At 59.3% G+C, this 26942-nt stretch carries 25 protein-coding genes; 7 read left to right on the plus strand and 18 right to left on the minus strand.

The window, feature by feature from the left end; all coding sequences use genetic code 11:
• Positions 1 to 105: 105 nt before the first annotated feature.
• From KZH41_RS22150 to KZH41_RS22220, 15 genes are all read right to left on the minus strand, one after another.
• Entirely contained in the window at positions 106 to 1581 is a 1476-nt protein-coding gene (locus tag KZH41_RS22150) for a sigma-54 dependent transcriptional regulator (protein WP_263273707.1), read from the minus strand.
• A 170-nt stretch (positions 1582 to 1751) separates the two neighbouring features.
• Entirely contained in the window at positions 1752 to 2048 is a 297-nt protein-coding gene (locus KZH41_RS22155) for a flagellar protein FliT (RefSeq protein WP_263273708.1), read from the minus strand.
• 25 nt (positions 2049 to 2073) lie between these two features.
• Positions 2074 to 2463, minus strand: a complete 390-nt coding sequence (fliS, locus tag KZH41_RS22160; protein ID WP_263273709.1) for a flagellar export chaperone FliS — start codon at positions 2461 to 2463, stop codon at positions 2074 to 2076.
• 128 nt (positions 2464 to 2591) lie between these two features.
• Positions 2592 to 3959 (minus strand): flagellar filament capping protein FliD, encoded by a 1368-nt coding sequence (gene fliD / locus KZH41_RS22165; protein ID WP_263273710.1) that lies wholly within the window; start codon positions 3957 to 3959, stop codon positions 2592 to 2594.
• 83 nt (positions 3960 to 4042) lie between these two features.
• Positions 4043 to 4393 carry a flagellar protein FlaG gene (locus KZH41_RS22170; protein ID WP_263273711.1) on the minus strand — a complete coding sequence of 117 codons (351 nt, stop codon included), beginning with the start codon at positions 4391 to 4393 and terminating at the stop codon, positions 4043 to 4045.
• Between the two features lie 77 nt (positions 4394 to 4470).
• Entirely contained in the window at positions 4471 to 6174 is a 1704-nt protein-coding gene (locus KZH41_RS22175) for a flagellin (protein ID WP_263273712.1), read from the minus strand.
• Positions 6175 to 6440: 266 nt separating this feature from the next.
• Positions 6441 to 7370 carry a ketoacyl-ACP synthase III gene (locus KZH41_RS22180; protein ID WP_263273713.1) on the minus strand — a complete coding sequence of 310 codons (930 nt, stop codon included), beginning with the start codon at positions 7368 to 7370 and terminating at the stop codon, positions 6441 to 6443.
• Positions 7371 to 7646: 276 nt separating this feature from the next.
• Entirely contained in the window at positions 7647 to 9257 is a 1611-nt protein-coding gene (locus KZH41_RS22185; RefSeq protein ID WP_263273714.1) for a flagellar hook-associated protein 3, read from the minus strand.
• Between the two features lie 14 nt (positions 9258 to 9271).
• Positions 9272 to 11317 carry a flagellar hook-associated protein FlgK gene (flgK, locus tag KZH41_RS22190; RefSeq protein WP_094951603.1) on the minus strand — a complete coding sequence of 682 codons (2046 nt, stop codon included), beginning with the start codon at positions 11315 to 11317 and terminating at the stop codon, positions 9272 to 9274.
• Positions 11318 to 11327: 10 nt separating this feature from the next.
• Entirely contained in the window at positions 11328 to 12596 is a 1269-nt protein-coding gene (gene flgJ / locus KZH41_RS22195; protein ID WP_094951602.1) for a flagellar assembly peptidoglycan hydrolase FlgJ, read from the minus strand.
• A gap of 4 nt (positions 12597 to 12600) precedes the next feature.
• Positions 12601 to 13689, minus strand: a complete 1089-nt coding sequence (locus KZH41_RS22200) for a flagellar basal body P-ring protein FlgI (RefSeq protein ID WP_094951622.1) — start codon at positions 13687 to 13689, stop codon at positions 12601 to 12603.
• Between the two features lie 27 nt (positions 13690 to 13716).
• Positions 13717 to 14412, minus strand: coding sequence for a flagellar basal body L-ring protein FlgH (gene flgH, locus KZH41_RS22205; RefSeq protein ID WP_094951601.1), 696 nt, complete (start codon positions 14410 to 14412; stop codon positions 13717 to 13719).
• Between the two features lie 53 nt (positions 14413 to 14465).
• Positions 14466 to 15251 carry a flagellar basal-body rod protein FlgG gene (flgG, locus tag KZH41_RS22210; protein WP_094951600.1) on the minus strand — a complete coding sequence of 262 codons (786 nt, stop codon included), beginning with the start codon at positions 15249 to 15251 and terminating at the stop codon, positions 14466 to 14468.
• Between the two features lie 71 nt (positions 15252 to 15322).
• Positions 15323 to 16063 (minus strand): flagellar basal body rod protein FlgF, encoded by a 741-nt coding sequence (locus KZH41_RS22215; protein WP_094951599.1) that lies wholly within the window; start codon positions 16061 to 16063, stop codon positions 15323 to 15325.
• A gap of 266 nt (positions 16064 to 16329) precedes the next feature.
• On the minus strand, positions 16330 to 17892 hold the full coding sequence (locus KZH41_RS22220; RefSeq protein ID WP_094951598.1) for a sigma-54-dependent transcriptional regulator: 1563 nt from the start codon (positions 17890 to 17892) through the stop codon (positions 16330 to 16332).
• Between the two features lie 257 nt (positions 17893 to 18149).
• Here KZH41_RS22220 and phhA point away from each other — a divergent pair, with 257 nt between their 5' ends.
• The 3 genes from phhA (at position 18150) to KZH41_RS22235 (ending at position 20590) form a co-directional block, all read left to right on the plus strand.
• Positions 18150 to 18941 (plus strand): phenylalanine 4-monooxygenase, encoded by a 792-nt coding sequence (gene phhA, locus KZH41_RS22225; protein ID WP_094951597.1) that lies wholly within the window; start codon positions 18150 to 18152, stop codon positions 18939 to 18941.
• Between the two features lie 99 nt (positions 18942 to 19040).
• Positions 19041 to 19397 (plus strand): 4a-hydroxytetrahydrobiopterin dehydratase, encoded by a 357-nt coding sequence (locus KZH41_RS22230; protein ID WP_017134918.1) that lies wholly within the window; start codon positions 19041 to 19043, stop codon positions 19395 to 19397.
• Complete coding sequence (locus KZH41_RS22235; protein ID WP_263273716.1) at positions 19397 to 20590, plus strand: amino acid aminotransferase; 1194 nt, start codon at positions 19397 to 19399, stop codon at positions 20588 to 20590. Before KZH41_RS22230 ends, KZH41_RS22235 begins: the two co-directional genes overlap by 1 nt.
• A gap of 62 nt (positions 20591 to 20652) precedes the next feature.
• On the opposite strand, the gene KZH41_RS22240 is transcribed toward KZH41_RS22235, so the two are convergent.
• Positions 20653 to 21462: a UDP-2,3-diacylglucosamine diphosphatase gene (locus KZH41_RS22240; RefSeq protein WP_094951595.1), complete on the minus strand. Its 810-nt coding sequence runs from the start codon at positions 21460 to 21462 to the stop codon at positions 20653 to 20655.
• A 152-nt stretch (positions 21463 to 21614) separates the two neighbouring features.
• Here KZH41_RS22240 and KZH41_RS22245 point away from each other — a divergent pair, with 152 nt between their 5' ends.
• The 3 genes from KZH41_RS22245 (at position 21615) to KZH41_RS22255 (ending at position 23768) form a co-directional block, all read left to right on the plus strand.
• The gene (locus KZH41_RS22245) at positions 21615 to 22364 is read left to right on the plus strand and encodes an AraC family transcriptional regulator (RefSeq protein ID WP_263273717.1); all 750 of its coding nucleotides are present in this window, start codon (positions 21615 to 21617) and stop codon (positions 22362 to 22364) included.
• 109 nt (positions 22365 to 22473) lie between these two features.
• Positions 22474 to 23358 (plus strand): DMT family transporter, encoded by an 885-nt coding sequence (locus KZH41_RS22250; RefSeq protein WP_094951593.1) that lies wholly within the window; start codon positions 22474 to 22476, stop codon positions 23356 to 23358.
• A gap of 128 nt (positions 23359 to 23486) precedes the next feature.
• Positions 23487 to 23768, plus strand: a complete 282-nt coding sequence (locus tag KZH41_RS22255) for a hypothetical protein (RefSeq protein ID WP_263273718.1) — start codon at positions 23487 to 23489, stop codon at positions 23766 to 23768.
• A 34-nt stretch (positions 23769 to 23802) separates the two neighbouring features.
• Here the strand turns inward: KZH41_RS22255 and KZH41_RS22260 are convergent, their stop codons facing one another.
• The gene (locus KZH41_RS22260; protein ID WP_263273719.1) at positions 23803 to 24090 is read right to left on the minus strand and encodes a SelT/SelW/SelH family protein; all 288 of its coding nucleotides are present in this window, start codon (positions 24088 to 24090) and stop codon (positions 23803 to 23805) included.
• 84 nt (positions 24091 to 24174) lie between these two features.
• Between KZH41_RS22260 and KZH41_RS22265 the strand changes: the two genes are divergently transcribed.
• Positions 24175 to 26364, plus strand: a complete 2190-nt coding sequence (locus tag KZH41_RS22265; protein ID WP_263273720.1) for a patatin-like phospholipase family protein — start codon at positions 24175 to 24177, stop codon at positions 26362 to 26364.
• A gap of 94 nt (positions 26365 to 26458) precedes the next feature.
• On the opposite strand, the gene KZH41_RS22270 is transcribed toward KZH41_RS22265, so the two are convergent.
• Positions 26459 to 26893, minus strand: coding sequence for a MarR family transcriptional regulator (locus KZH41_RS22270; RefSeq protein WP_094951589.1), 435 nt, complete (start codon positions 26891 to 26893; stop codon positions 26459 to 26461).
• Between the last annotated feature and the right edge of the window lie 49 nt (positions 26894 to 26942).

The raw sequence follows: 26942 nt of genomic DNA on the forward strand, positions 1-26942 counted from the left end.
TCTCTCGCTTGGCTGACCGTCAGTTAAACGGAACGTTGCGAGGGCTGTAGCAATACCCGTGCCGAAAAAAAACTATCCAGATTTCAGTGACTTAAAAAACAGGCGTCAATCATCTGCCTGTTCATCACCTTCTCGACGGCTCATGCCGTACTTGCGCATCTTCTCAACCAGGGTGGTTCGGCGGATACGCAAGCGTTCGGCGGCACGCGCAACGATGCCATTGGCATCGTCCAGCGCCTGCTGGATCAAGCCTTGTTCGAGGCTACCGAGGTAGTCTTTCAAGTCCAGGCCTTCGGGCGGCAGCATGGCGGTGGAACCGAAGTCCGGCGTATGGCCGTTGATGGCCACGCGTTCTTCCAGGTCACTGCGCAGGCTGTCTACCAACTGCTCATCTTCGTCATCGACGTAGCGGAATTTCTTCGGCAGCTCGACCACGCCGATCACACCGTAGGGGTGCATGATCGCCATGCGCTCCACCAGGTTGGCCAGCTCGCGGACGTTGCCCGGCCAGCCGTGGCGGCACAGGGACATGATTGCAGCGGAGTTGAAGCGAATCGAGCCGCGCTTTTCGTGTTCCATGCGCGAAATCAGTTCGTTCATCAGCAACGGGATGTCTTCCACGCGCTCACGCAGCGGGGCCATCTCGATGGGGAATACGTTGAGGCGGTAGTATAAATCTTCGCGGAAAGTGCCGACCTCGATCATGCTTTCGAGGTTCTTGTGCGTGGCCGCGATGATGCGCACGTCGACGCTCTGGGTCTTGTTGCTGCCCACGCGCTCGAAGGTGCGCTCCTGCAATACGCGCAGCAGCTTAACCTGCATCGGCAGCGGCATGTCGCCGATTTCGTCGAGAAACAAGGTGCCGCCGTTGGCCAGCTCGAAACGCCCGGCACGGCTGGTGATCGCCCCGGTAAAGGCGCCCTTCTCATGGCCGAACAATTCGCTTTCGAGCAGCTCTGCCGGGATCGCCCCGCAGTTGACCGGCACAAAAGGCCCGTCGCGGCGCTTGGAGTGATAGTGCAGGTTGCGCGCAACCACTTCCTTGCCGGTGCCCGACTCGCCAAGGATCAGCACGCTGGCGTCGGTGTCGGCCACTTGCTGCATCATCTGGCGCACGTGCTGGATCGCACGGCTGGTGCCGACAAGGCTGCGGAACAGGTTGGGTTCACGGTGACGGCCGCGCTCGCGGGCCTGGTCGTACATCTCGCGGTAGACCTGGGCACGGTGCAGCGAGTCGAGCAATTTGCTATAGCTGGGCGGCATTTCCAAGGTGGAAAGCACGCGGCGGCGCTGGTCTTCCGGCAGGTCCACGGAAGAAATATCGCCCATCAGCAACACGGGAAGGAACTCATCCCAGGTCGCCAGTGTCTTTAACAGGCCTTGAACTGCGCCAGGAGCGTTTACCGTCCCGATCAGCACACAAATGACTTCACGGCTCGATGACAAAGAGCTGACCGCCTGCTGCCAATCATGGCTGCCGCAGGGCAAATTTTCTTCACCAAGAAAATTTAAAATCACCGCCAAATCGCGGCGGCGGACGCTATCGTCATCGATCAGCAGAATTTTGGTTTCACGCCACATGCAATAGCAACTTCCCTAGTAAAACTTCCTGCCCCAGAGTGAGGGCAATCAAGACGCCCGTAAGACTTATTACCTTACTAGACGTCTGAAATCTGAAAACAGCACTAGTTAAGTCAAAAATGCGAACACAGTCAAATATATGACGCGCCGTTCGGATTAACTGAGCCCATTCAGCCGAACAGATGGTAAACCTTTGACGCATTTTTAGCTTGGTTGATCTGCGACATCTCTTCGAAAATCGCCTGACGCTCGCCGGTGGTTACCTCAAGCAACTGCTGATAAACCGCCAGCAGGCTTTCCAGCTTTTCCCGCAGCGCGTCTTCATCTTCCGGCGCCTCGCTGAGCGCCTCATCAATCACTGCGCGGCAACCCAGGTCCAACTCGCCAACGGCTTCCCAGTTGCGCTCCGCCAGCGCGCCGATCAGGGCTTCGCGGGTTTCGTCGATGCGTTGCAGTGCGTGGCTCATGATGTGTACCTCAAGGCGATCCGCCTTATTGTGGAGCGATGGCATCCCAGCCGGTTTTGACGGTGATCAGCAGACGGGCGACTTCGTCGATCATCTCGACATCATTCACGTGGTTGGCCTCGACCAAACGATTGCTCATGTACTCATACAAGGCGTCCAACCGTTGCACTGCCGCCGGATCCTCGGCCTTTTCCGGCTCCAGACCGTCGCGCAGGCCAGAAATAATTTCAATCGCCTTGCCCAGCATCAACCCTTTCTGGGCGATATCCCCACGAGCTAATGCGCCCTTGGCTTGCGCCATGCGATCGAGGCCACCCTCCATCAGCATCTGCACCAGGCGGTGCGGGCTGGCTTCGGAGACCTGAGCATGGGAACTGACCTTCTGGTACTGGCGAAGGGCTCTCATCGGGTTCATGTTGCTACCTCGTAACTGGCGACAATCGAATAGGTTTGCTTAACCAGTTTTTCGACCGTGGCGATAAAAACTTTAATCCAGAACCCTGCGCCAAGGCCCTGAAGCAGGGCCTGCGCGCGCTCCGTCTATCAGTCCGACTTCGGATTGTTCAGCGAGTTGAGGGTGGTCATGATGCTTTTGCTGCTGGCGTTGATCTGCGCGATCATGGTGTCCATCGCCGTGTACTTGGCCATCAGGGATTTTTGCAATGCATCCATACGCTGCTTCAGATCATCCGTCTGCTTGGTCAAGTCAGTCAGTTTGTTATTGAGATCTGTAGCACGTGTCGCCAGGGTGCCAGTGGTGCCCACATAGCTCTTGGTCGCCTTGTTCATGCGCGTGATCAAGCCAGTGTCGCCGGTGAACAGCTTGGCGATATCACCCGCCCCCTTGACCACAGCCTTGTCCCACGTCTTGTCATCCAGGCTCAGCAGGCCGGTTTTCTGGTCGGTGGTTATACCCATCTGCGCCAGGCTGCTCATGCTGCCTGCACCGGAACCGTTGATCAGCTCGGAGCGTAGGCTGTTCACCAACTGCCGCATCGATGCATCACCAGTCAAGGCACCCGCGGTGGTGGTCGACGCATCGCCGGTTGCAGTGACTTTAGTCTGGGTATTGATGGCGGTCATCAGCGTGTTGTATGAGCTGACAAAGGACTGCACCGAGGTTTTCAACGTGTCAGTGTTGCTGGCCACGGTAATGGTCGTTGGCTTGTTGCGGTCAATGGTGTCCAATAGCTCCAGCGTCACGCCACTGATCGCCGACGTGATTTTGTTACTGTTAGATGACATATCGATGTCATCAATGGAGTACTTGGCATTGGTCGGCGCCGCGCCCTTGTCATACCCGGTGGCCAGTTGCGAATCGCCGCTGAGGGTAATGTCGGTGCCTTCGCCCATATTGGTCGAGGTCAATACCAGTCGCGCGCCATTGGAGTCGCTCAATACGTTGGCACTGATACCTTGGGACGAGAGCTGGGTATTAATTGACTCGCGTACCTGTTGAAGGGTCGCGCCGCCAGGGATCACCACATCGTAGCTTTTGCCCGACTGGTTGATGGTCAGCGTCTGGTCTTCGTCCGTGCTGTTAGCCTTGCCCGACGCGCCATCAACATTCACCGCCGTGGTGACTTTCGAAGCGGTCGCCAGGTTAGCGACTTTCAACACATACTTGCCACTGGATGCGCCGTCACCCAACGTGACCTTGGCGTTTTTCTCTTCCGAGGAAGTCGCCGCCAAGCCGTTGAACGCGGAGGCGTTGTTCAACTTGGTGATCGCCGCCTGGTAGGCTTCCAACGCCGTCTTGATCGAACCAACTGCCGACAACTGGACGGTGGCCGTTTTTTGCTCGTTGGTGATCTGCTGTTGTTTGGGCGCTTGCTCAGCCCCCACCAACGCCTTGACGATAGCTTGCGTATCGTAGCCCGAACCTGGGCCGGAAATCGTTGAACTAGCCATTTGCCTTTCTCCTTGTCCTGCGGCGGCCGTTTTTTTGGCGCTTATACGCCCTGACCGCTATCAGAGACATGTTTCGTGCCAACTCAAGCCTTGCTATCAAACAACAGGCTGCTGGCATCGCTCAGGTTTTGCGCCAACTTCAGCGCTGTCTCCGATGGTATCTGTCGAATCACTTCACCACTGTCAGTGGCGATCACCTTGACGACCACTTTGCCAGTGCTGTCGTCGATGGAAAAATCCAGGTTGCGCTGTGAAGCCTGCACAAACTCTCGTATATCGGTTACCGCTTTTTCCAGCGCGACGCGTTGTGGCTCTTCGCCCTGGACGGGTTCACTGCTGGTGCTGGCTATAGTCTTTGCCTGAGCCACCGGTGCGGGGCTAGGCTGGGCTGTACCAGAGGCGTAAGGCGTGTTCAGCTTAATGCTCATGTCCATGTCACCACCTCCAAACTGAAAAAACGGAAGGGCACGTCGTTAAACGCACCCTCCCGTTATTTAACCGCTAGCCGATATTACTGAAGCAGCTTCAGTACAGCGGATGGCAGTTGGTTGGCCTGGGACAGGATCGCAGTGGAAGCCTGTTGCAGGGTTTGTTGCTTGGTCAGTTCAGCCGCTTCAGAAGCAAAGTCAGCGTCTTCTACGCGGCCTTTGGCAGCGGAGGAGTTCTGCGAAATGCTCTGCAGGTTGGCCACGGTGCTGGTAAAGCGGTTTTGTACGGCACCCAGCTGCGAACGCTGGCTGTCGATCTGCTGCATGGCATCGTCCAGAGCCTGGGTAGCCTGCTGCGAAGAAGCGGCAGTCAGGATGCTCAGGTCGGAAACGCTGGTTTCCATGGTGACGGCGGTTTTGGTACCGGCCGTTGCAACAGCGGTCAGACCCAGTGCAGCCAGGCCAGTGCCGGCGCTGCCATCCTTGATGGTGATGTCTTTGTCAGCGAACAGGTTCAGGGTGCCGTCAGCGTTTTTACTGGCTTGAACACCGGTGCTGGCGCTGTTGATCGAAGAAACGATCGCGTCAGCGGTATCACCTTTCTTGAACTTGACTTCAACACCGTTCACATCGATGGAGGTGTCAGCGGTCAATTTGGCTTGGGTAGTACCAGCCGACAGACCCAGTTGGGACAGGGAACCGGCGGAGGTGTTGGCCAGTTTGATGTCAGCACCGTTACCCGAAGTTACTTTGAAGCGACCGTCTGCACCGAAAGTGGCGGAAGCACCAGTGGCGGTGCCACCAGCTGCGGTTTCAAGCTTGGTCAGCAGGGATGCTTTGGTATCGCCAACAGCCCACGCTACAGCGTTGCCATTTACAGTAACCGAACCGGCAGCAGTCATGTTGGTGGAGACAGCCTTGGTACCAGCAGTCAACCCAAGAGCGCCCAGACCGTCAGTACCGGCAGTCGGTGCTGCCAGAACGATAGCCTTGTCGGAAACCAGGCTTACTTTACCTGCAGCATCGGCACTGGCAGTTACGCCGGTGGTTGCAGTTTGTGCGTTGATGGCGGCTATAGCAGAGGCAGCAGCGGCGGTACCATCAGCACCAGAACCGAGAGTAATATCGGTGCCATTGATGTTGATAGCTTCACCAGCCAGAACAGTGGCATCAGCAGTACCCGTGGTGACAGCTTTGTCAGTCACAACCGAACCAGTAGCAGTAGCAGCCAGGCCAGTCATTGCAGTGCCGTTTACAGCAGCTTCTTTGTAGTTGCCCTTCAGCGCAGTCGAGCTGATGTCGGTCATGCCGAACGAGATAGTCTCGTTGGCGTTGGCGCCGATCTGGAATGCTACGTTGTTGAACGAGCCGTCCAGCAGGTTACGACCACCGAAGGTGGTGGTGCTGGCGATACGGTTCAGTTCGCCCACTTTAGCGGTGAATTCTTGCTGCAGGGACACACGGTCAGCGTCGCTTTTATCACCGTTGGATGCTTGCAGGGCGAGTTCACGCAGACGCTGCAGGGTGTTGGTGGATTCTTGCATCGCGCCTTCAGCGGTCTGGGCGATCGAAACACCGTTGTTGGCGTTGGCGATGGCAACGTTCAGGCCTTTGACCTGGTTGTTCAGACGGTTGGCGATCTGCATGCCGGCAGCGTCGTCTTTGGCGCTGTTGATTTTCAGGCCGGAGGACAGACGGTTCATCGACTGGCTCAGAGCGTCGGAAGCTTTGTTCAGGTTCTTCTGGACACCCAGGGAAGTGATGTTGGTGTTTACTGATAATGCCATGACGAAATCCTCGTGAGTTGGATACTGCGGCTTCCGGCCCTGGCAACCGCCGGGTGTGGCCTAGAGAACCTTCGTAATAGTTATCGTCGTGGTAGCCGGTTGCTTGAGGATTTTTTTGAAATTTTTTACTAGCACCGTGCCACCCCTTGCAATTCAAGGCTTTAGCGCGGCTTAAAACCCCGGTTTCATTGGCTTTTCTGGCGCCAATAAAAAAACGCCGATGATCGTTTGATCATCGGCGTTTTGTTGTTCAGCCTATTAAGGTGTCACGGACGATAGAGAATCGCCGAGCCCCACGACAGGCCCACACCAAAACCACTGATTGCCACGCGCTTCCAGGTCGCGCCCATCACGTGCTTTTCCAGCAGCAGCGGAATGCTCGACGACACGGTGTTACCAGTCTCGACCATGTCCTTGATGAACTTGTCCACCGGCGCATCTTCGAAACGGCGCGCCACGGCGTCGACAATCGCCGCACTGCCCTGGTGAATGCAGAACGCATCGATGTCGTCAGCCTTGAGGTCCGACTCATTGAGCAGTTCGTGCAAATGCGCCGGCACCTTGAGCAAGGCGAAGTTGAACACCTGGCGGCCGTTCATGAAGAACACGCCGTCGCTGACCTTAAGGTGCGGCGCGCCGGAACCGTCGGTGCCGAACTTGGCTTTGCCGAGCAACCACGGCGCGTCCTCGCCCATCCAGGTGGCGGTGGCGGCGTCGCCGAACAGCATGGTGGTGTTGCGATCTTCCGGGTCGACGATCTTCGAATACGGGTCGGCGGTGATCAGCAGGCCGTTTTTCAGGCCCGTGGCTTCCATGAAGCCCTTCATCGCGTAGATGCCGTAGACGTAGCCGGAGCAGCCCAGGGAAATATCGAACGCCGCGACGTGGGTCGGCAGGCCCAGCTTGTCCTGGACGATGGCGGCGGTGTGGGGCAAACCCTCTTCATCGCCGTTCTGGGTGACGACGATCAGCGCGTCAATCGACTCGCGCTTCAAATTCGGGTTGTTGGCAAACAAAGCGTTGACCGCCTCGACACACAGATCAGAGGTTTCCTGTGCAGCTTCCTTGCGCGGCAGGAACGCCGATCCGATCTTGCCAATGATGAATTCTTCATCCTTGGCGAATTTGGCACCCTGGGCGTAGTTATCGATCCCGTCTGCCGGCACGTAACTGGCGATGCTTTTTATGCCAATCATTGTGGCTTCCCAATACTAAATAGCTGGAGAACACCCCGCGAACTGCCTCGGGGGCGCTGACAATAAAGGGGATAACCCCGCAAAAATCTCGCTGAAAGCCTGCGCGCAACGACCTGGCGACGACTTATCCTTTTCACACGATACAGTGAAGATGCGCTTTATGACTCACAGGTCACTCAATTTTGTGTGCTTTATGCAAAACCTTCAAACAATTAAGTCGCAGAAACGACAACGGCCCACCGTGTTTCCAGGGTGGGCCGTTTGGGGTGACGCCGATTACATCTTGTTGAACAGGCTCAACTGGGAGATTTTCACGAAGGCCAGCTGTGAGGCCTGCAGCATGGTTTGCTGCAGGCTCAAGTTGATAGCGGCTTCTGCGAAGTCGACATTGCCCAGCGCGTTCATGGTCGTGGTGTTTGCCAGATCCAAGCTAGTGTTTTCCTGGCTTTGGATGCTCAGGGTATTCAGGCGCGCACCAATGGAGCCCCGCGCCTGGTCGATCTGAGTGTAAGCATTGGTCAGGTTGCCAATGGACCTGGCCACCACATCCTTAAGTTCCTTCTGCGCCGCCGGGTTGCCGTCTGACGGCGTTTCCAGGGTTTTGCGCAAATGGCTCAGGGTGTCGAGTACGTTCTCGTTCTTGTTGCTGGTGGCACCAATCGAAAACTGGTCGCCGGCTGCCGGCGCCGGCGCGGTAGTGACATCAAACGTCACACCTGCCGCCGTAATCGACGTGGCGCCAGCAGCCAAGGTACCGCTGGCGATGGATTTGCTGTCTGCCGTGTAAGGCTGCGCATAAAGATCGTAGGCGCCGGCTGCGCCAAACTTGACGATGACACCAGAGTTGGGAAAGGTGCTGGCATAAGCCGCCGGATCGCTCACCGTGCCGTTGCTCAGCTGTGCCGTGCTCGGATTGCTCGGGGTGCGCGAGACACTGAAGCTGTCAGGCTTGACCGACAGGCTGAACTCGCGGTCTTTGACGATGGCATCCGCTGGCGCACCGGGCAGGATGTCTTTGCCCAGCGCATCTTTGCCCAGGTTCAGCCCGATGTCGAACTTGACCCCGCGCAGATTGACCGTTGACGCGCCTTCCTTGGTAGAGTCAAAAGTGCCGTTGCCCGGAATCTCGGAAGTGATGTCCTTGCCAGCGTTGTCGGTCACCACGTACTGGGTGCTGCTGGTAAACGTCAGCTTATAAGGCTGACCGTCCGAAAAGCTGCTGTTATAGCTGGTGTTGGCAGCAATCAGACCGGCCGATAGGGTGACTTTGCCATCATCGACCGCTGGCGGTACAAGAATAGGTGCCGTTTGTGTACGGCCCGTGTTCGCCGAGCCTTCAAGCATACTTTTTGCGGTATTGCCCATGGCGATCGACAAATTCTCCGCAACCTTCAGGCTCAACGGCGTGTCATCGCCTTGATAGCTGTAGGTACCATCGTTGTTGCGCGCGTAAGGAGGGGTGTCGGTCTTGCTCCCCGAGAACAAATAGTTACCGCTGGCATCCTTGGTATTGAGCAAACCCAGGACTTGGTCCTCAATGGCGCCAACCTCGGCGGCAATCGATTTGCGGTCAGCGTCACTGATGCCAACGTTACCCGCCTTCAGCGCCAGCTCACTGGCCCTCTGAATCGCAATATTGATGTTTTCCATCACGCTTTCTTGCGTGGTCAGCGAGTTTTTCAGCGTGTCGATATTGCCGTTGAACTGCCCCAACATGTCTTTCTGCTGCTGGAGCATCAACAACCGCGCCGCCGCGACCGGATCATCCGCAGCCGTTTGCACGCGTACACCGGTGGTTGCCTGATCCTGGGCTTTCACCACACTGGAATAGTTACTCTGATACTTGGCGGAGCTGGTCTCGAAATATTGCTGTGTAGAAATACGCATCGTCCCAGCCTCCTTTAAAGGGCATTAATCAGTGTGGTGAAGGTTTCCTGCGCAGCCTTGATGATCTGCGACGACGCGGTGTAGTACTGCTGGAACTTGATCATGTCGCCCGCCTCGTCATCCAGGTTGACGCCCGACACTGAGTTGCGCGCCTCTTTGTTCGCACTCAGTAAAGCGCCGGTGGCCGCACTGTCGACGTTAGCCTGGCTAGTCTTGGAGCCCACGGTCGAAACCAGTTTGCTATTAGCCCCCACCAGGCTGACACCCGCGTTGCCGTCGCTCATGCCCACGCTGGCCTTGGTCTGCAGGTTCAGCAGTTCCTGGGCATTGCGGCCATCGGATTTGCCGCCACTGTTAAAGGCAAAGGTCGTGTTGTCGCCGTCAGCCGGGGAGCCGTTGACGGTGGTGTCGAAACTGAAGCTCTTGCCGGGGATGACCGCACCGCTGGCATCACGCATCGGCACATTGACGGTGATCTTGTTGCCCTGCCCCGGAATGATGCTGCCGGTGCCGATCGGGTTACCCTGCGCATCGTTGAGGGTATAAGGCTGCGTGCCGTCAGCAGCCGCTTTGCCGAAGACCATTTTCACCGGCATCGAGTTTTCGATGCCCGTGCGCAGTTGGGCCGTGTCGGCACCGCCATGAATATCCAGTGGCACGGTCAAGGACGGCTGGGTAAAGGTGCCCGTACCGCTGTTGGTCTTGCCGCTGGTACCCGCCAACGGGCCGGCAAACGCTAGTTTGTTCGGATCAGTGATCGCCACGCCAATACCGCTGGCCCCGGTCGCGGTCGGGCTGACCTTGAAGCTGTCGCCAAACGCCATTGTGCCTTTACCATCCAGCGCGAGGGTAAAGCCATCCATCGTCGGCGGGGGTGTGGAGCTCATATCAAAGGTGCCCATGGCCTTGCCATCCGAGCGCAGTACCGTGACCTTGTTAGGGTTGGCGCTATCGCTGAAGGTCACCTTGTAGTCGAAGGTCGTCAGCTTGCTGCTGTCGCTGATCGACACATTAAGGTTGCCCGCACCGCTGCTGTTACCCGCCGCACCCTGGCTGCGCGAGGCAATGGCGGCGGCACTGTTGATGTCTTTGAACAGCGAAATACCAAAGTCGCCATTCAGGTCCAGGCCTTGGCCCAGCTGATTATTGATCGTGTCTGCGGTCGCGATAGCGATGCGCCCCAGATCATTGATGGCGGGCATCAAGGCATCACTGCGATAACGCAACAGGCCACCAATGCTACCGCCACTGATCACCCCGCCCAGGTCCATGGTAGTACCGTTCATGTCCAACTGGATGGTGTACTGGCTGTTATCGGTCTTGCTCGGCACTGCGGAAATGGTGTTGGAAATCCCGCCTTCGACCAAAGACTGACCGCTGCCGGTAGTCACGCTGAACTGCCCATTCTTCTCGGTAGCCGTCACGCCGATCAATTCATTGAGCGAGCGTACGGCCTCGGTACGCGAGTCCAACAGGTTGGCCGGGGCATTGCCCGAAGCGCCCTGCACCTGGGAAATCTGCTTATTGAGCGAGGCAATCGAGGCGGTCAATTGATTGACCTGCTCACTCATGCTGCCCAACTGGTTATTGATGGTCTCTTTCTGCTGAGTCAACTGCGTCGAGATCGCGTTAAACCGGCTGCTCAAGGTCTGGGCGTTGGTCACCAGTAATTGGCGGGCCGACAGATCACTGGGGTTGGACGCCGATGTCTGCAAGGTAGCGAAGAAAGAACTGAGCACCGAGGACAGGCCCGTGGTCTTGTCCGACAGCACCTTATCGACCGCACTGATCTGATCCTGATAAGCCTTGGCGTCGTTATTCAGCGCCGTGCTGTTCTGGTACGCCGTGTCCAAGTATTCGTTGTACACCCGGCGAACGTCCGCCAGCGTGGTGCCAGTGCCGATAAACACACCACCGTACTGGTTATTGGCGCTGGCGTTCTGGGTGGTCTGCTGACGCGAGTATCCCGGGGTGTTGACGTTGGCAATGTTGTTACTCAGGACCGACAACGATCCTTGAGCGGCGTTAAGCCCCGACATCCCGATATTGAGCAAACTCATGGTTCAGACCTTATAAATGAGTGGTCGCGCCAGCGGCAGCGTAGTTCTGGTAACTGTTCATCGTTTTGGCGATCTGCGAAATCTTGCTGGCGTAGTCCGGGTCGGTTGCATATCCGGCTTTTTGCAACTCGCGTACAAACTGCTCCGGGTTATCGGCTGATTTCACAACTTCTTTATAGCGATCATTGCTTTGCAGCAATGTCACGAGGTCGTGGAAGCTGTCCTGATAGGAGTTATAGGAGCGGAAGTGCGCCGTCTCCTTGACCATCGACCCATCACGAAACTCGCTGGTGATTGCACGCGCCTGGCCGCCCTGCCAACTCTGCCCGGCCTTGATGCCGAACAGGTTGTGGCTGCTGCTGCCGTCTTCGGCGCGCATCACCGATTTACCCCAACCGGTTTCCAGGGCGGCCTGGGCCACCAGGTACTTCGGATCGACGCCGATACGCGCTGCGGCGGCCTTGGCCATCGGCAACATGGTGGCAACGAACTCATCCTGCGAGCTGAAGGCTTTCTTCGCCGGTGCCAGCGGTGGCTGGGCGATGGCGCGGCCATACACCTGCATGCGCCCGCTCGGCACGGCAAAGCTGTGCGCGGTGCTGTTGATCACGTTGTCGGCGGCGGCGCTATTACGCAGCGGCGCACTCTTGGCATCGATGGCGACCGGTGCGTTAGGCACAATGCCGGCCAACAGACGGTCAGTCAGCTTGCTTGGCAAAGCGATACGGCGCTGGTTCATCAGCTCCATATCGTTGGCGTGAGCACTGGCGCCTTCAGGCACGGCCACGCGGTAAGCCCACAGCGGGCGCTGGCCATTGGAGCGGCCCAACGGCCCTTCGGCTGTGGTGCCTGCAGCAATTTCAGTCGGCACATCGACTTTTTTCGCGGGCGCCTGCGCCGCCTCTGGGCCTTGCAAGGTGGCCGCCTGGGCGTCCACCGGTTTGTTCTTCTGCATCTGGCGCATCAGCACGTCGGCCAAGCCGATACCGCCGCCCTCGCGGGACATCGAGACCGCCAACTGCTGGTCGTACATTTCCTGGTACTGCTTGGCGGCCGGAGTGTTCATCGGGTTGTCCTTGCCCAGCGCCTCGGTGGCCGAGCGCATGGACTTGAGCATCTCGCTCAAAAACAGCGACTCAAACTCCTGCGCCACTTTGCGCATGTTGCCTTCGCTGTTCTTGTCGGCACCGACCTTGAGCTGGTTAAGCCGATTCAGGTCGGAGTAAGACCCCGAGTCCGCCGTGCTGCTGATCCCGCTCTTGCGCATATCCATGGCCATGGCCTCAGATCACAATCAGGTCGGCTTGCAAGGCGCCGGCCTGTTTCAGAGCTTCGAGGATCGCCATCAAGTCGCCTGGGGCGGCGCCCACCTGGTTCACCGCGCGGACAATCTCATCCAGCGTGGTGCCGGGGCCGAACTTGAACATCGGCTTGGCTTCTTGCTGAGCATTCACACGCGAGCGTGGAACCACCGCCGTCTGGCCGTTGGACAATGGCCCAGGCTGGCTGACGATCGGGTCTTCGGTGATGGTCACGGTCAGGCTGCCGTGGGTCACCGCTGCCGGCGACACCTTGACGTTCTGGCCGATCACGATGGTGCCGGTACGCGAATTGATGATGACCTTGGCCACCGCCTGGCCTGGGTCGACCTCAAGGTTCTCCAGGATCGACAGGTAGTCGACGCGCTGGCTTGGGTCCAATGGCGCAGTAACACGGATCGAACCGCCGTCGATGGCCTGGGCCACGCCAGGGCCGAGCATGTCGTTGATCTTGTCGACCACGCGCTTGGCGGTGGTGAAGTCCGAACGGTTGAGGTTCAAGGTCAGGCTGTTGCCTTGGTTGAAACCGCTGGGCACGGTCCGTTCCACCATGGCACCGCCCGGAATACGCCCGGCCGATGGCACGTTAACGGTGATTTTCGAGCCGTCGCGGCCCTCGGCGTCAAAACCGCCCACCACCAGGTTGCCCTGGGCGATGGCGTAGACGTTGCCGTCGATACCTTTAAGAGGCGTCATCAACAGCGTACCGCCACGCAGGCTTTTGGAGTTACCGATCGACGACACGGTGATGTCCACCACCTGGCCCGGCTTGGAGAACGCTGGCAAGTCGGCACTGATCGACACGGCCGCGACGTTCTTCAACTGCACGTTGCCCGAACCCGCCGGCACTTTGATGCCGAACTGCGAGAGCATGTTGTTGAACGTCTGCAGGGTGAACGGGGTCTGGGTTGTCTGGTCACCCGTACCGTTGAGCCCCACCACCAGGCCGTACCCGATCAATTGGTTGGAGCGCACGCCGGAAATACTGGCGATGTCTTTCAACCGCTCAGCAAAGGCCCCTGCGCTCAAGGCCAGCAATAACGCGGCAGCCATCAGCTGTTTGAGTTTCAAAGTGGCCACCTAGAAAGGGAACAGCGGGCTAAGGAAGAAACGGTCGAACCAGCCTGGCTGACTCGCATCAGCAAACGAACCCGTACCCGAGTAGGTAATGCGCGCATCGGCAATCCGCGTCGACGGTACGGTGTTGTCAGTCGCAATGTCATCGGCCCGCACCATCCCGGCAATACGCACCAACTCATCACCGGTATTGAGGGTCATCCACTTTTCACCGCGTATCGCGATGATGCCGTTGGGCAATACATCGGCCACGGTTACGGTGATCGAACCGGTCAGGCTGTTGCCCTGCCCCGCCGCGCTCTTGCCGTTGGTGGCACGGTCGCCGCTGTAGCCGGCATTCAAGCTCAGATCACCATTGCCCAGCGGGTTGTTGACATTGGGTACAGCACCAAACAACGAGGTCAAGCCAATGCCGGCCTTACTGGTCTTGCCCACTTGGGAGTTGGCGTTCTTGCTGGCCTGGGTCTTTTCGTTCAGGGTGATGGTGATGATGTCACCCACTCGGAACGCCTTACGGTCGCTGTACAGGTTCTGTTCGAAACCGGCCTGGTAGATCGAGCCATTGTTGGCCGCCGCAGGCAGCGGCGTGCGTGGCAACACCGGCGCGTAGTACGGGTCATTGGGTTTTGGCGTCGGGGCGACACAGCCCGCGAGCACGGCGATCCCACTCAATGCCAGAACAGAAACATAGCGATTCATGACCCTTACCTCACGGTGCTGCAGGCGCCGTCAACGGCGCCCCATAGACTTGATTACAGATTCTGCGTTACGAACGAAAGCATCTGGTCGGCGGTGGAAATCACCTTGGAGTTCATCTCATAGGCGCGCTGGGTGGTGATCATGTTGACCATCTCCTCAACCGTGCTCACGTTGGACGTTTCCAGGGTGCTTTGCAGGGTGGTACCGAAACCGTTCAGGCCAGGGGTGCCGATCTGCGGCGCGCCGCTGGAGGCGGTTTCCAGGAACAGGTTGTTACCCATGGCCTGCAAGCCGGCCGGGTTGATGAAGTCAGCGGTTTGCAGGTTGCCGATCACTTGCGACGCCGGGCTGCCGGCCACGGTGATCGACACGGTGCCGTCGTTGCCGACGGTGAAGGTCTTAGCATCCGCAGGCACGACGACAGCCGGTTCCAGGGCGAAACCGTTGGCCGTGACGATTTGGCCATTGGAGTCGAGGTGGAAAGTACCGTCACGGGTGTAGGACGTAGTCCCATCCGGTTGCAGGATCTGGAAGAAACCACGGCCGTTGATGGCCATGTCCAACGGCTGGCCGGTTTGCTGCAGGTTACCGGCGCTGAAGTTCTTCTGGGTGCCGACGATCTGCACACCGGTACCCAATTGCAGGCCCGACGGCAGTTCACTGTCCTGGGTCGACTGCGCGCCAGGCTGCTTCTTGATCTGATAGAGCAAGTCCTGGAACTCAGCGCGGTCACGTTTGAAACCCGTGGTCGACACGTTCGCCAAGTTGTTGGAAATGGTGGTCAGGTTAGTGTCCTGGGCGGACAAACCTGTTTTGGCAACCCATAGAGCCGGAAGCATGCTGTTCTCCTTCGTGCGCCTGTTTGTTGGCGCCGTGTTGCAAAATTAGTGTTGGTTCAGTGAGGCCGCTATCAGCTCATCGACAGAACGCGAGTCATAGCCTGATCGTCTTCTTTGGCGCTGTTCATCATCTTGATGTGCAGCTCGAACTGCTTGGAAAGCGACAGCACTGCGGTCATTTCTTCCACGGCGTTGACGTTGCTCGCCTGCAGGAAGCCCGAGGTCAGCTTGACGTTCGCATCCGCCTGGGCGGGCTGGCCATCCTTGGTGTGGATGGTGCCGTCCAACCCTTTGTTCATGTTCTTGAGGTCCGGCTGGACCATCTTGATGCGGTCCACTTCAGCCATCACCCGTGGGCCTTCGCCCATGGCGCGGATGCTGATGGTACCGTCGGCGCCCACTTCGATTTTCTGCTGGGGCGGCACGGCAATCGGGCCACCGTTGCCCATCACCGGCATGCCGTTGCCGGCGCGCAGCACACCCAGCGCGTCAACGTTCATGCTGGCGCTGCGCACGTAGGCCTCGCTGCCATCGGGGGTTTGCACGGCGATCCAACCGTTGCCGTTGACCGCCACATCCAGGTCACGACCGGTTTCGATCATGGCGCCCGGGGAAAAATCAGTACCCGGCCGCTCAGTCATGGCAAAGGCACGCGCCGGAAAGCTGTCACCGAACACCGGCATCGAACGCGCCTGCTCCAGGTCACGCTGGAAACCGTTGGTGGAGATGTTCGCCAGATTGTTGGCATGGGCCTTCTGCGCCAGTGCATTCTGGCTGGCGCCGGTCATTGCCACATAAAGGTACTTGTCCACGCTCTATCCTCTTTCTGACGGACGCTTGCCGCCCACCGTTGTACTGATGAGGCTTAAGCAATTTGCGAACCAACTTTTTAAAAGAGGGCAAAATCCAGGCGGGGCGGGGGTTTGCTGACAGGCGCGAGGATTTAAGGGATGGGTAAGAGTCGAAAAAACGGCGGACTACTGCCGCCTGCGGCAAGCATCGGTCTTGAAAATGACAAAGATCAAATGTGGGAGCGCGCTTGCTCGCTCCCACAGTTTTAACTGCAGTGTGTCTGTGATTATTTATCGCCCTTGAGAATCTCGTAATCACGCAACTTATTGGCGATGGTGGTATGCGACACCCCCAGCCGCTTACCCAGCTGTCGGCTGCTCGGGTGCTCGGCATACAAGCTCTCCAGCACCGCCTTCTCAAACCGACCGACGATCGCCTCCAACCCACCCTCCAGAGAAAAATCGCCAAGCGGCTGACGCACGCCGTAGTCCGGCAGACGAATATGCTCAACCTTGACCGTCCCGCCCTCGCACAACGACACCGCCTGAAACAGCACGTTTTCCAACTGCCGCACATTGCCCGGCCAGTGATAGTGGCTAAGCCGATCCATCGCCGCGGGCGCCAATTTGGGCAATGGGCAACCAATCTGCCGGCTGGCCTGATCAAGAAAGTGCTCAACCAACGGCGCCAAACCATCCAGGCATTCGCGCAGCGGCGGTATATGCAACGACAACACATTCAGCCGGTGATAAAGGTCCTGGCGAAATTCCCCTCGGGCGCAAAGCTCCGACAAGTCCACTTGGGTCGCACAGATCACCCGCACATCCAAGTAGACCTCTTCATCACTGCCCACCCGGCGAAAGCAACCGTCCTGCAGAAACCGCAGCAACTTCACCTGCAAGCGCGCGCTCATTTCCCCAACGCCATCGAGAAACAACGTACCGCCCGCCGTCAGTTCCAGCAGGCCCAATTTGCCTTCGGCCCGCGCGCCTTCAAACGCGCCTGGGCCGTAGCCGAACAGCTCGGTCTCGGCCATCGATTCCGGCAGGCCTGCGCAGTTAAGCGCCATCAACGGCGATTGCCCGCGCGGGCTGGCCAGGTGACAAGCACGCGCCAACAGCTCCTTACCGGTGCCGGTTTCGCCTTCTATTAATAGAGGCGCATCCAGCGGCGCCATGCGGCGAGCCTCGCGCACCACCGCCGCCATCACCTTGGAGCTCTGGAAGATACTGTCGAAGCCGCGCAGTTCCTGCTTGCGCACATTGTAGATGCGCTCACCGACGCGGTCGGCGCGGTGCAGGGTCAACACGGCGCCGGCCATGGCTTCGCTGTCGTCGTGCTCGGAGGATTGCAGCGGCGCAATATCCGCCAGGAACACGTCGCCCTTAACCTTGACCCGCAAGCCGTTGATCCGCGACTTGCTCGCGCGCACCAACTCCGGCAAGTCGAAATCCTCGGCATACCGCGACAACGGAATGCCCGGCACTTCGTCCACGCGCACCCCGAGCAACTGCGCCGCCGCCCGGTTCGCGGCGACGATGGAGCCGCCCATGTCGATCGACAGCACCGGAAACTCCAGCGCGCCAAGCAGCGCATTCAGCTCCATATGCCGACGTTCGCTGGGCATCAGCCCTACCCGCTTGACGCCAAACACACCGGCAATTGCTTCAAATTGCGGGCGCAGCGCCTGGAATTGCATGTTCACCAGGTTCGGGCAAAACAGGTAAATCGCGTTGCCATGTTCGCCGCCGACCTCGCCCTTGGCGACGTTGACGCCGTACTCCACCAACAGGTTGAGAATGTCCCGCAGGATGCCGATGCGGTTCTGGCAGTGCACTTTGATACGCATGAAAAGGCCCGAAAAGTGGGAAAGCGCCGCGTCTTTTTGCCGCTGGGCGCAGATAGTCGTCAAGATTATGTGACAGTACGTGACCTTTTCACAGCCCAATACATCGCAGAGCCGCAGGATCGTAACGAATACTTTACGAATATCGGTAATTTTTCCTACAAGTCCAAGCCAAGGCCCGATGGAATCCTCCGCCTTCCGGGTTATCAATAGGCCATACGCCGCACATAACAAGAACGAATGCCTAGCAGGAGAGCCGTATGAAGCAGACGCACTACGTGGCCCGCGAGCCCGATGCGCAAGGTTTTATCCACTACCCGCCGGAAGAACACGCGGTGTGGAACACGCTGATCACGCGCCAGCTGAAAGTGATCGAGGGTCGCGCCTGCCAGGAATACCTGGACGGCATCGACAAGCTCGGCCTGCCCCTGGACCGCATTCCGCAACTGGGCGAAATCAACCAGGTGCTGGCTGAAACTACCGGCTGGCAAGTCGCCCGTGTACCCGCACTCATCCCCTTCCAGACCTTCTTCGAATTACTCGCCAGCAAGCAGTTTCCGGTGGCGACCTTTATTCGTACTCGAGAAGAACTGGACTACCTGCAAGAACCGGATATTTTCCACGAGATCTTCGGCCACTGCCCGCTGCTGACCAACCCGTGGTTCGCCGAATTTACCCACACCTATGGCAAGCTCGGCCTGGCCGCGACCAAGGAACAGCGCGTGTACCTGGCGCGTTTGTACTGGATGACCATCGAGTTTGGCTTGGTGGACACGCCACAAGGTCGGCGCATCTACGGTGGCGGCATTTTGTCGTCGCCCAAAGAGAGCGTGTACTGCCTGTCGGATGAGCCCAAGCACCAAGCCTTCGACCCGCTGGAAGCGATGCGCACGCCGTACCGCATCGACATCCTGCAACCGCTGTATTTCGTCCTGCCTGAGCTCAAGCGCCTGTTCGACGTGGCGCAGGAAGACATCATGGGCATGGTCGAGCGCGGTATGCAGCTGGGTCTGCACGCGCCGACGTTTCCACCCAAACCCAAAGCCGCGTGACACTTACGTTTTGAGGCCAGGTGAGTCTGTTCCCTGGCCGCGCGTTGCTTTAGGGTAACGCCCACTGATCTTCAATCATTCGAATTCAGGACACCCCACATGACCACCTTGAACCAAGCCCACTGCGAAGCCTGCCGCGCCGATGCCCCGCAAGTCAGCGACGAAGAGCTGCCGGTACTGATCAAGCAGATTCCCGACTGGAACATCGAAGTACGCGATGGCGTGATGCAGCTGGAAAAGGTTTTCCTGTTCAAGAACTTCAAATTCGCCCTGGCCTTTACCAATGCCATGGGTGAAATCTCCGAAGCCGAAGGCCATCACCCAGGCCTGCTCACCGAGTGGGGCAAAGTCACGGTGACCTGGTGGAGCCACTCGATCAAAGGCTTGCATCGCAACGACTTCATCATGGCCGCGCGCACTGACGAAGTGGCCAAGGACGCCGAGGGCCGCAAGTAATGCATTTCGATGCTATTGGCCGCGTGCCCGGCGACCCGATTCTCGGGCTGATGGACCTGTATGCCCAGGACAGCAACCCGAACAAGTTCGACCTCGGCGTGGGCGTCTATAAGGATGACCAAGGCCTGACGCCGATTCCGTACTCGGTGAAGCTGGCCGAGCAGCGCCTGGTGGACACTCAGACCACCAAGACCTACATCGGCGGCCACGGCGATGCAGCGTTCGGTGCGTTGATCAGCGAACTGGTGCTCGGCGCCGACTCCACCTTGATCCGCGACCGCCGTGCCGGCGCGACGCAAACCCCAGGCGGCACCGGCGCCCTGCGCCTTAGCGCCGACTTTATCGCCCACACCCTGCCCGGCCGTGGCGTATGGCTGAGCAACCCAACCTGGCCGATCCACGAAACCATCTTCGCCAAGGCTGGGCTCACGGTCAGCCACTACCCTTATGTGGGTACTGATAACCGCCTGGACGTGGCCGCGATGCTGGCAACACTCGCCAACGTGCCCAAGGGCGACGTGGTATTGCTGCATGCCTGCTGCCACAACCCGACCGGGTTCGACCTGTCCCAGGATGACTGGCGCCAGGTGCTGAAGATCGTCCGCGAACGCCAACTGCTGCCGCTGATCGACTTCGCCTACCAGGGCTTTGGCGACGGCCTGGAGCAAGACGCTTGGGCGGTGCGGCTGTTTGCAGCCGAACTGCCGGAGGTGCTGATCACCAGCTCCTGCTCGAAGAATTTCGGCCTGTACCGTGATCGTGTCGGCGCGTTGATCGTGTGCGCGGCGGATGCCGAGAAGCTCATCGATGTGCGCAGCCAGCTTGCAAACACGGCGCGTAATTTGTGGTCGACCCCGCCGGATCATGGCGCAGCCGTGGTTGCGACCATCCTCGGCGATGCCGAGCTGAAAAAGCGCTGGAGCGACGAAGTCGAAGCCATGCGTTCGCGGATTGCGCAACTGCGCTCCGGGCTGGTGGAAGCGCTTACGCCCCACGGGCTGGCCGAACGGTTTGCGCATATTGGTGCGCAGCGTGGGATGTTTTCCTATACCGGCCTAAGTGCCGAGCAGGTCAAGCAACTGCGCGAGAAGCACAGCGTGTACATGGTCAGTTCGGGGCGGGCTAACGTGGCTGGCATTGATGCCACGCGCTTGACGCTGTTGGCCCAAGCCATCGCTGACGTCTGCAACTGAAGAAACCGAATCAAACTGTGGGAGCTGGCTTGCCTGCTCCCACAGTTGGAGTGTGTTGGCGGCTAGCCTGCGACCATCTCGGCTTTCAACTGCGCCTCTTTGGCTTGCGCATCTGCCAACCGATACAACTCGATATGCCCATCCCAGTGCTCGATCAACGCCGTGCACGACTCCACCCAATCCCCGCAGTTGAGGTAGTCCACCTCGCCCACCTTGCGAATCTCCGCATGGTGAATATGCCCGCAGACCACGCCGTGCAACTCGCGCTTGGTCACTTCGTGGGCGATCGCCTCTTCGAAATCGCTGATAAAACTCACCGCCGTCTTCACCTTGTGCTTCAAGTACGCCGACAGCGACCAGTAGCCATAGCCATACCGCGCTCGCCAGTGGTTGAGCCAGCGGTTCAGCGTGAGGGTGAACTCGTAGGCCGAGTCGCCGAGGAACGCCAGCCAGCGGTGGTAACGGGTGATCACATCAAACTGGTCGCCGTGGATCACCAGCAGGTGACGGCCATCGGCGGTGACGTGCACGGCTTCGTCCACCAGTTGGATATTGCCCAGAATCAGCTTGGAATAGCGCCGTAGAAACTCGTCATGGTTGCCAGTGACGTAGATCACCTCGGTGCCGCGCTTGGCCATGGTCAGCAGGCGGCGAATCACGTTGGTGTGGGCCTGGGGCCAATACATGCCGCCGCGCATTTTCCAACCGTCGATAATATCGCCAACCAAGTACACCTTGTCGGCGTGGTAGCCCTTGAGGAACTGCGACAAGTGTTCGGCCTGGCAATCGCGCGTGCCTAGGTGCACGTCGGAAATCCACAGGGTACGAACCCGTTGTTTACGGCTGGGTTTGGCGAACTCGGCACGGGTCATGGGCATCCCTCAACGGTGTTTTCGCGAGCTTGCGCCCTGGCGGTTAATAGCCCATGACAACTGTGCGTCAATCTGATGACAGCGCCTGGCGCCCTTGAAGCGTTGTAGACTGGCGCGACTAGGCCAGGAGCCTGCTCGCCCAGGAGACCGCGATGAGCCCAACCCTCACGCTGCGCCACTACCTCGAAGAACCCCTCGCCCACAGCCATGACCACGCACAACTGGTGTTCGGCCTGTCGGGGCATTTGGATCTGGAAGTGGATGGCCGTGGCAGCCAGGTGCGCGAGAACAGCGTGATGGTGCTGCCCTTCTCTGCCCACCACGCCTGTGGCAGTCGCGATGGCAGCCGTTGCCTGGTGCTGGATGTGCCCACCGAGCACTGGGTGCTGCAATCCTTGGGCGAGCATGCCGAGGCCAGCCGGCGCTTGCTCGACCAACCGGCGCGCCTGGCCCTGGATTCGCGGCAGAGCCAGTTGGTGCAATGGCTGGCCCACAGCCCGGTGGATGACCCGTTGATCGTGCAGCAAGGTGCGGTGCTGTTATTGGCCAGCCTTAATCACCCGATTACCCAACCGGTGCCGGGCCGGCGCCTGCCGTATGCGGCGTTCAATGCACATATCGAGCGGCATGTTGCGCACCCGTTACAGGTCGCGGACCTCGCGCGCATTGCCGACTTGTCGGTAGCGCGCTTGCATGCGCGCTTTATCGCTGAGTGGGGGCAGACGCCGATGGACTATATCCGCAGCCGTCGCCTGCAGATGGCCTTGGGCATGTTGCGCGAAACGCCGCTGCCCATCGGTGAAATCGCCGAGCGCGTCGGCTACAGTTCGCAAAGTGCGTTTGCCGCTGCGATGTTGCGCGAATTTGGCGCATCCCCCGGCGCATTGCGGCGCTCGTCGTAAGAACCGCAAGAAGAGCCCTGCGATAAAAATCGCGAGCCGGGCGACAGACGCCCGCACCTTCCACCCTCTAGACTGCGATTCTGTCACTCCCGTTGGTTCAAGGATCGCAATGACTCCCCGCTCAGCTCTCGGCGCCCTGCATATCGGCGCATTGATGTTTGGCCTCACCGGCGTATTCGGCAAGCTGGCGGCCGCCTCGCCCGCCATCATCGTATTTGGCCGCGCCGCTTTTGCCGTGCTGGCCCTCGCCGTATTCGCGCGATTCGCCAGCAACACCACTTGGAAAAAACTCGAGATGCGCGACTGGCGTCGCCTGCTAATCAGCGGCGTGCTGCTCGCGGCGCATTGGGTAACCTTCTTCATTGCCGTCAAGGTCGCCGGGGTCGCCGTCGCCACTCTGGGGTTTACTGCGTTCCCGGCGTTTACCGTGATTCTCGAAGGCCTGATCTTCCGCGAGCGCATTCGCGCCAATGAAGTGCTGCTGGTGGTGCTGGTCAGCATCGGCCTGATACTGGTGACGCCAGACTTCGACCTCGCCAGCGCGGCTACGGGCGGCCTGCTCTGGGGCATTGTTTCCGGCCTGCTGTTTTCGTTGTTATCGCTGAACAATCGCGCCAGTTCCGGGCGGATTCCAGCAGTGCAGGCCGCACTGTGCCAAAACGTGGTGGTCGCGGCCTGCCTGTTGCCCGTGGCGGCGCCCGGGCTGGCAGAGGTGCGCGCCATCGACTGGTTGTGGATCGGCCTGTTGGGGGTGTTCTGCACCGGCCTGGCCCACAGCCTGTTTGTCGCCAGCCTCGCAGTGATCAAGGCGCGCACCGCCTCGGTGGTGTTCGCCATGGAGCCGGTCTATGGCATCACCGTGGCCTGGCTGCTGTTTGCCGAAACCCCAACCTTGCGCATGCTGCTGGGTGGCGCGCTGATTATCGTCGCCATCGTGCTCTCCGGCTTGATGGGCAGCGCCAGCCAGGCCAAAGTGCCTGCGGCAGCGGCGTGATCTACACTTTAAACATCCGCAACAGTCTGTCGTCGTTCAACGGATAAAGACCCCTCGACGACAGCCATGCGCCTTGAAGTTGCTGCAAGCGAGTGGTCATTCCATTAACGCTACGCAGGGGCTTTACCATGGAAACACTCATCAGTTTGGTGGTTCAGATCATCAGCGGTGCCATCGGCGGTAACGTGGCCGGTATGAGCAAACAAAGCCTGGGGACTGGGCTCAATACGCTGGTTGGCGGCGTGGGTGGGCTGGTGCTGGGGCAGATCGTCTCGGTACTCACCGGGGCTTCAGGCGGCGAAGCGCTGGATGTGGCTGCGGTTGGCAGCAATATCGTCGGCGGTGGTATCGGCGGCCTGGTGCTGACGTGGGTTGCGGGGTTCATCAAGCAAAAGTTGGCCGACAAGTAGCGCCTTACGGGCCACCGTCAAGCGGCGGTGGCCTTTATTGCGTCCGATCGTTGTGGCCCAAATCCCGCTGTGGGTCGATCTGATCACGCACGCGCTGTTTAAGCACCTTGGCTTCCGGAAAACCACCGTCGACCTTACGCTCCCAGATCTGCACACCGTCGCAAGTGATGCGAAACGTGCCCCCGGTGGCTGGCTCCAGCGCCACACGGCCCACGTCGTCGGCAAACGTACTCAACAATTCCTGGGCCAGCCACGCGGCGCGCAACAGCCACTGGCACTGGGTGCAATAGGTGATGACGATCTCGGGTTTGCTCGGCGACATAATTTGAGAGGTTCCAGGTATGACGGGCTCGGAGGTTCGAGTGGCTATAATACCGACCTTTATCGCCCAGCCCCGAGATTCGTGATGCGCCGCCTGTTGTCCTGCCTGTTCCTGTGCCTGCTCCCTCTCCTCGCCGACGCCGCTGAAACACCGCGCCCCAAAATCGGCCTGGTGCTGTCTGGCGGCGCCGCGCGTGGCCTGGCGCATATAGGTGTGCTCAAGGCTTTGGAAGAACAAGGCATTCACATCGATGCGATTGCCGGCACCAGCATGGGCGCGGTGATTGGCGGGCTGTACGCGTCGGGCTACAAGATCGATGAGCTGGAAAAGCTCGCGCTGGATATTGATTGGCAACAGGCCCTGTCCGACGCACCGCCACGCGAAGACGTGCCGTTTCGGCGCAAGCAGGATGACCGCGATTTCCTGGTCAAGCAGAAGCTCAGTTTTCGCGACGACGGCAGCCTCGGCTTGCCGCTCGGTGTGATCCAGGGCCAGAACCTGGCACTGCTGCTGGAAAGCATGTTCGCCCACAGCAGTAACACGCGTAACTTCGACAAGCTGCCGATCCCGTTCCGCGCGGTCGCCACCGATATCACCACCGGCGAAAAAGTGGTGTTCAACAAAGGCCACCTGCCCCAGGTGATCCGCGCCAGCATGTCGATCCCGGCGGTGTTCGCCCCGGTGGAAATAGACGGCCGGCTGCTGGTGGACGGCGGCATGACCGACAACATCCCGCTGGATGTGGCGCGCGAGATGGGCGTCGACATTGCCATCGTCGTCGACATCGGCACCCCGCTGCGCACGCGCAAACAACTGGCCACCGTGGTCGACGTGCTCAACCAGTCCATCACCCTGATGACCCGGCGCAATTCCGAGGAGCAACTCAAGGCCCTGCACCCCAAAGACGTACTGATCCAGCCACCGCTGGCCGCCTACGGCGTGACGGATTTCGGCCGCGCCAAGGACATGATCGACGCCGGCTACCGCGCCACCCGCGCCCTCGATGTGCGCCTGGCGCATCTGCGCCCCGCGGAACCGGTAGACCCGCAACTGCTCGCCGCGCGTACGCCGGGCGAACGTACCCCGGTGATCACTGCGATCAAGGTGGAGAACGATTCGAAAGTCAACGATGACGTGATCCGTTACTACATCCGCCAAAACCTGGGCGAGCCGTTGAACCTGGATCGCCTGCAAACCGACATGGGCACCCTGTACGGCCTGGATTACTTCGAGCAGGTGCAATACCGCGTGGTGAAAAAGGGCCAGGACAACACCTTGGTGATCAGCGCACGCGGCAAGCGCAGCGGCACCGATTACTTACGCCTGGGCTTGAACCTGTCGGATGACATGCGCGGCGAGAGCGCCTTCAACCTCGGCGCCAGCTACCGCATGAACGGCATCAACCGCCTCGGCGCCGAATGGCTGACGCGGGTGCAGATCGGTGATCGCCAAGAGCTGTACAGCGAGTTCTACCAACCGCTGGATGTCGGCTCTCGCTACTTCGTCGCGCCCTATATCAGTGCCCAGGCGCAGAACGTTGACCTGGTTCTGGACAACGACCCTATCGCCGAGTATCGGCTGGAGCGCTACGGTTTTGGCTTGAATGTGGGGCGCCAGATCGGCAACAGCGGCGAGATCCGCTTCGGCGTGGGCGAAGCCTGGGGCAAGGCGGACGTGCGCATTGGCGAGCGCGACCTGCCAAGCGTGAACTTCAATGAAGGCTTCTATGAGCTGAAGTACTCCTTCGACTCCCTGGACAACGTGTACTTCCCCCATACCGGCGAAGACATCAGCCTGGCCTTCCGCGAATTCGAACCTGGCCTAGGCTCGGACCAGCGCTACCGGCAGTGGGAGTTCAAGCTGGACAAGGCCATGAGCCACGGCCCGGACACACTCATACTGGGCGGGCGTTACGGACGCACCCTGGATAAATCCGACGTGGTGATTTCCAGCTTCCTGCTGGGCGGTGCGCGGCAGCTGTCGGGCTTTCGCGAAGATTCGATCTCGGGGCAAAACATTGCTTTGATGCGCGCGGTGTACTATCGCCGCCTGACGCCGCGCTCGTACCTGCCGCTGGATTTTCCGCTGTACCTGGGCGCCTCGTTAGAACGCGGCCGGGCGTGGAACAACGACAATCAATTCGACAGTGGCTACATCAACGCCGCGAGTGTTTTCCTGGGGTTTGATACGCCGCTGGGGCCGCTGAATTTCAGCTATGGGTTCAATGATGATAAGCAGCAGGCGGTGTACCTGAACCTGGGCCAAACCTTCTAGACAGTACACAAAACAACTGTGGGGGCTGGCTTTTGTGGCGAGGGAGCAAGCTCCCTCGCCACAACAACCCGCTCGACATTAATCAGGCGCTACCTTAGGGCTTTTCCAGATTCGCCAAAATATGCCCGTGCACACGCATGCACACGCGCAAATCTTCTTCATCCACGCCCACAAACAGCTCATGGCGCAACGCCGTGGCGATGGTTTCGATCTGCTCGATCAAAGGGCAGGCGGTGTCGCACAGCAAGATACGCTTGGCACGCCGGTCTTCCAGCACGGCCTGGCGTTGCACCAGGCCTTGGCCTTCGAGGCTGTCGAGCAAACGCGCCAGCGTCGGCCCTTCTACCCCGACGCTTTGCGCCAGCTCACGCTGGGTGGGCGCTTCGGTGAAACGGGCCAGGTGCAACAGCACCAGCCAACGCGCCTGGGACAAACCCAGCCCCGCCAAACGGCGGTCCAGCTCGGCGCGCCAACCTCGGGACATTTGCGCCAATTGCATGCCAAAGCGGTGTTGATCGGTTAACGGCATAAAAAACTCGTGGTTTAGACTGAAAATAAAGTGTGGCTAATTATTAGTC

It is taken from the genome of Pseudomonas sp. YeP6b (assembly GCF_025642995.1).
Lineage (GTDB): Bacteria > Pseudomonadota > Gammaproteobacteria > Pseudomonadales > Pseudomonadaceae > Aquipseudomonas.

Coding starts and splice junctions, on each gene's coding strand:
- KZH41_RS22150 (WP_263273707.1), bottom strand. CDS start 1,581: ATGTGGCGTGAAACCAAAATTCTGCTGATCGATGACGATAGCGTCCGC.
- KZH41_RS22155 (WP_263273708.1), bottom strand. CDS start 2,048: ATGAGCCACGCACTGCAACGCATCGACGAAACCCGCGAAGCCCTGATC.
- fliS (WP_263273709.1), bottom strand. CDS start 2,463: ATGAACCCGATGAGAGCCCTTCGCCAGTACCAGAAGGTCAGTTCCCAT.
- fliD (WP_263273710.1), bottom strand. CDS start 3,959: ATGGCTAGTTCAACGATTTCCGGCCCAGGTTCGGGCTACGATACGCAA.
- KZH41_RS22170 (WP_263273711.1), bottom strand. CDS start 4,393: ATGGACATGAGCATTAAGCTGAACACGCCTTACGCCTCTGGTACAGCC.
- KZH41_RS22175 (WP_263273712.1), bottom strand. CDS start 6,174: ATGGCATTATCAGTAAACACCAACATCACTTCCCTGGGTGTCCAGAAG.
- KZH41_RS22180 (WP_263273713.1), bottom strand. CDS start 7,370: ATGATTGGCATAAAAAGCATCGCCAGTTACGTGCCGGCAGACGGGATC.
- KZH41_RS22185 (WP_263273714.1), bottom strand. CDS start 9,257: ATGCGTATTTCTACACAGCAATATTTCGAGACCAGCTCCGCCAAGTAT.
- flgK (WP_094951603.1), bottom strand. CDS start 11,317: ATGAGTTTGCTCAATATCGGGATGTCGGGGCTTAACGCCGCTCAAGGA.
- flgJ (WP_094951602.1), bottom strand. CDS start 12,596: ATGGCCATGGATATGCGCAAGAGCGGGATCAGCAGCACGGCGGACTCG.
- KZH41_RS22200 (WP_094951622.1), bottom strand. CDS start 13,689: ATGGCTGCCGCGTTATTGCTGGCCTTGAGCGCAGGGGCCTTTGCTGAG.
- flgH (WP_094951601.1), bottom strand. CDS start 14,412: ATGAATCGCTATGTTTCTGTTCTGGCATTGAGTGGGATCGCCGTGCTC.
- flgG (WP_094951600.1), bottom strand. CDS start 15,251: ATGCTTCCGGCTCTATGGGTTGCCAAAACAGGTTTGTCCGCCCAGGAC.
- KZH41_RS22220 (WP_094951598.1), bottom strand. CDS start 17,892: ATGCGTATCAAAGTGCACTGCCAGAACCGCATCGGCATCCTGCGGGAC.
- phhA (WP_094951597.1), top strand. CDS start 18,150: ATGAAGCAGACGCACTACGTGGCCCGCGAGCCCGATGCGCAAGGTTTT.
- KZH41_RS22230 (WP_017134918.1), top strand. CDS start 19,041: ATGACCACCTTGAACCAAGCCCACTGCGAAGCCTGCCGCGCCGATGCC.
- KZH41_RS22235 (WP_263273716.1), top strand. CDS start 19,397: ATGCATTTCGATGCTATTGGCCGCGTGCCCGGCGACCCGATTCTCGGG.
- KZH41_RS22240 (WP_094951595.1), bottom strand. CDS start 21,462: ATGACCCGTGCCGAGTTCGCCAAACCCAGCCGTAAACAACGGGTTCGT.
- KZH41_RS22245 (WP_263273717.1), top strand. CDS start 21,615: ATGAGCCCAACCCTCACGCTGCGCCACTACCTCGAAGAACCCCTCGCC.
- KZH41_RS22250 (WP_094951593.1), top strand. CDS start 22,474: ATGACTCCCCGCTCAGCTCTCGGCGCCCTGCATATCGGCGCATTGATG.
- KZH41_RS22255 (WP_263273718.1), top strand. CDS start 23,487: ATGGAAACACTCATCAGTTTGGTGGTTCAGATCATCAGCGGTGCCATC.
- KZH41_RS22260 (WP_263273719.1), bottom strand. CDS start 24,090: ATGTCGCCGAGCAAACCCGAGATCGTCATCACCTATTGCACCCAGTGC.
- KZH41_RS22265 (WP_263273720.1), top strand. CDS start 24,175: ATGCGCCGCCTGTTGTCCTGCCTGTTCCTGTGCCTGCTCCCTCTCCTC.
- KZH41_RS22270 (WP_094951589.1), bottom strand. CDS start 26,893: ATGCCGTTAACCGATCAACACCGCTTTGGCATGCAATTGGCGCAAATG.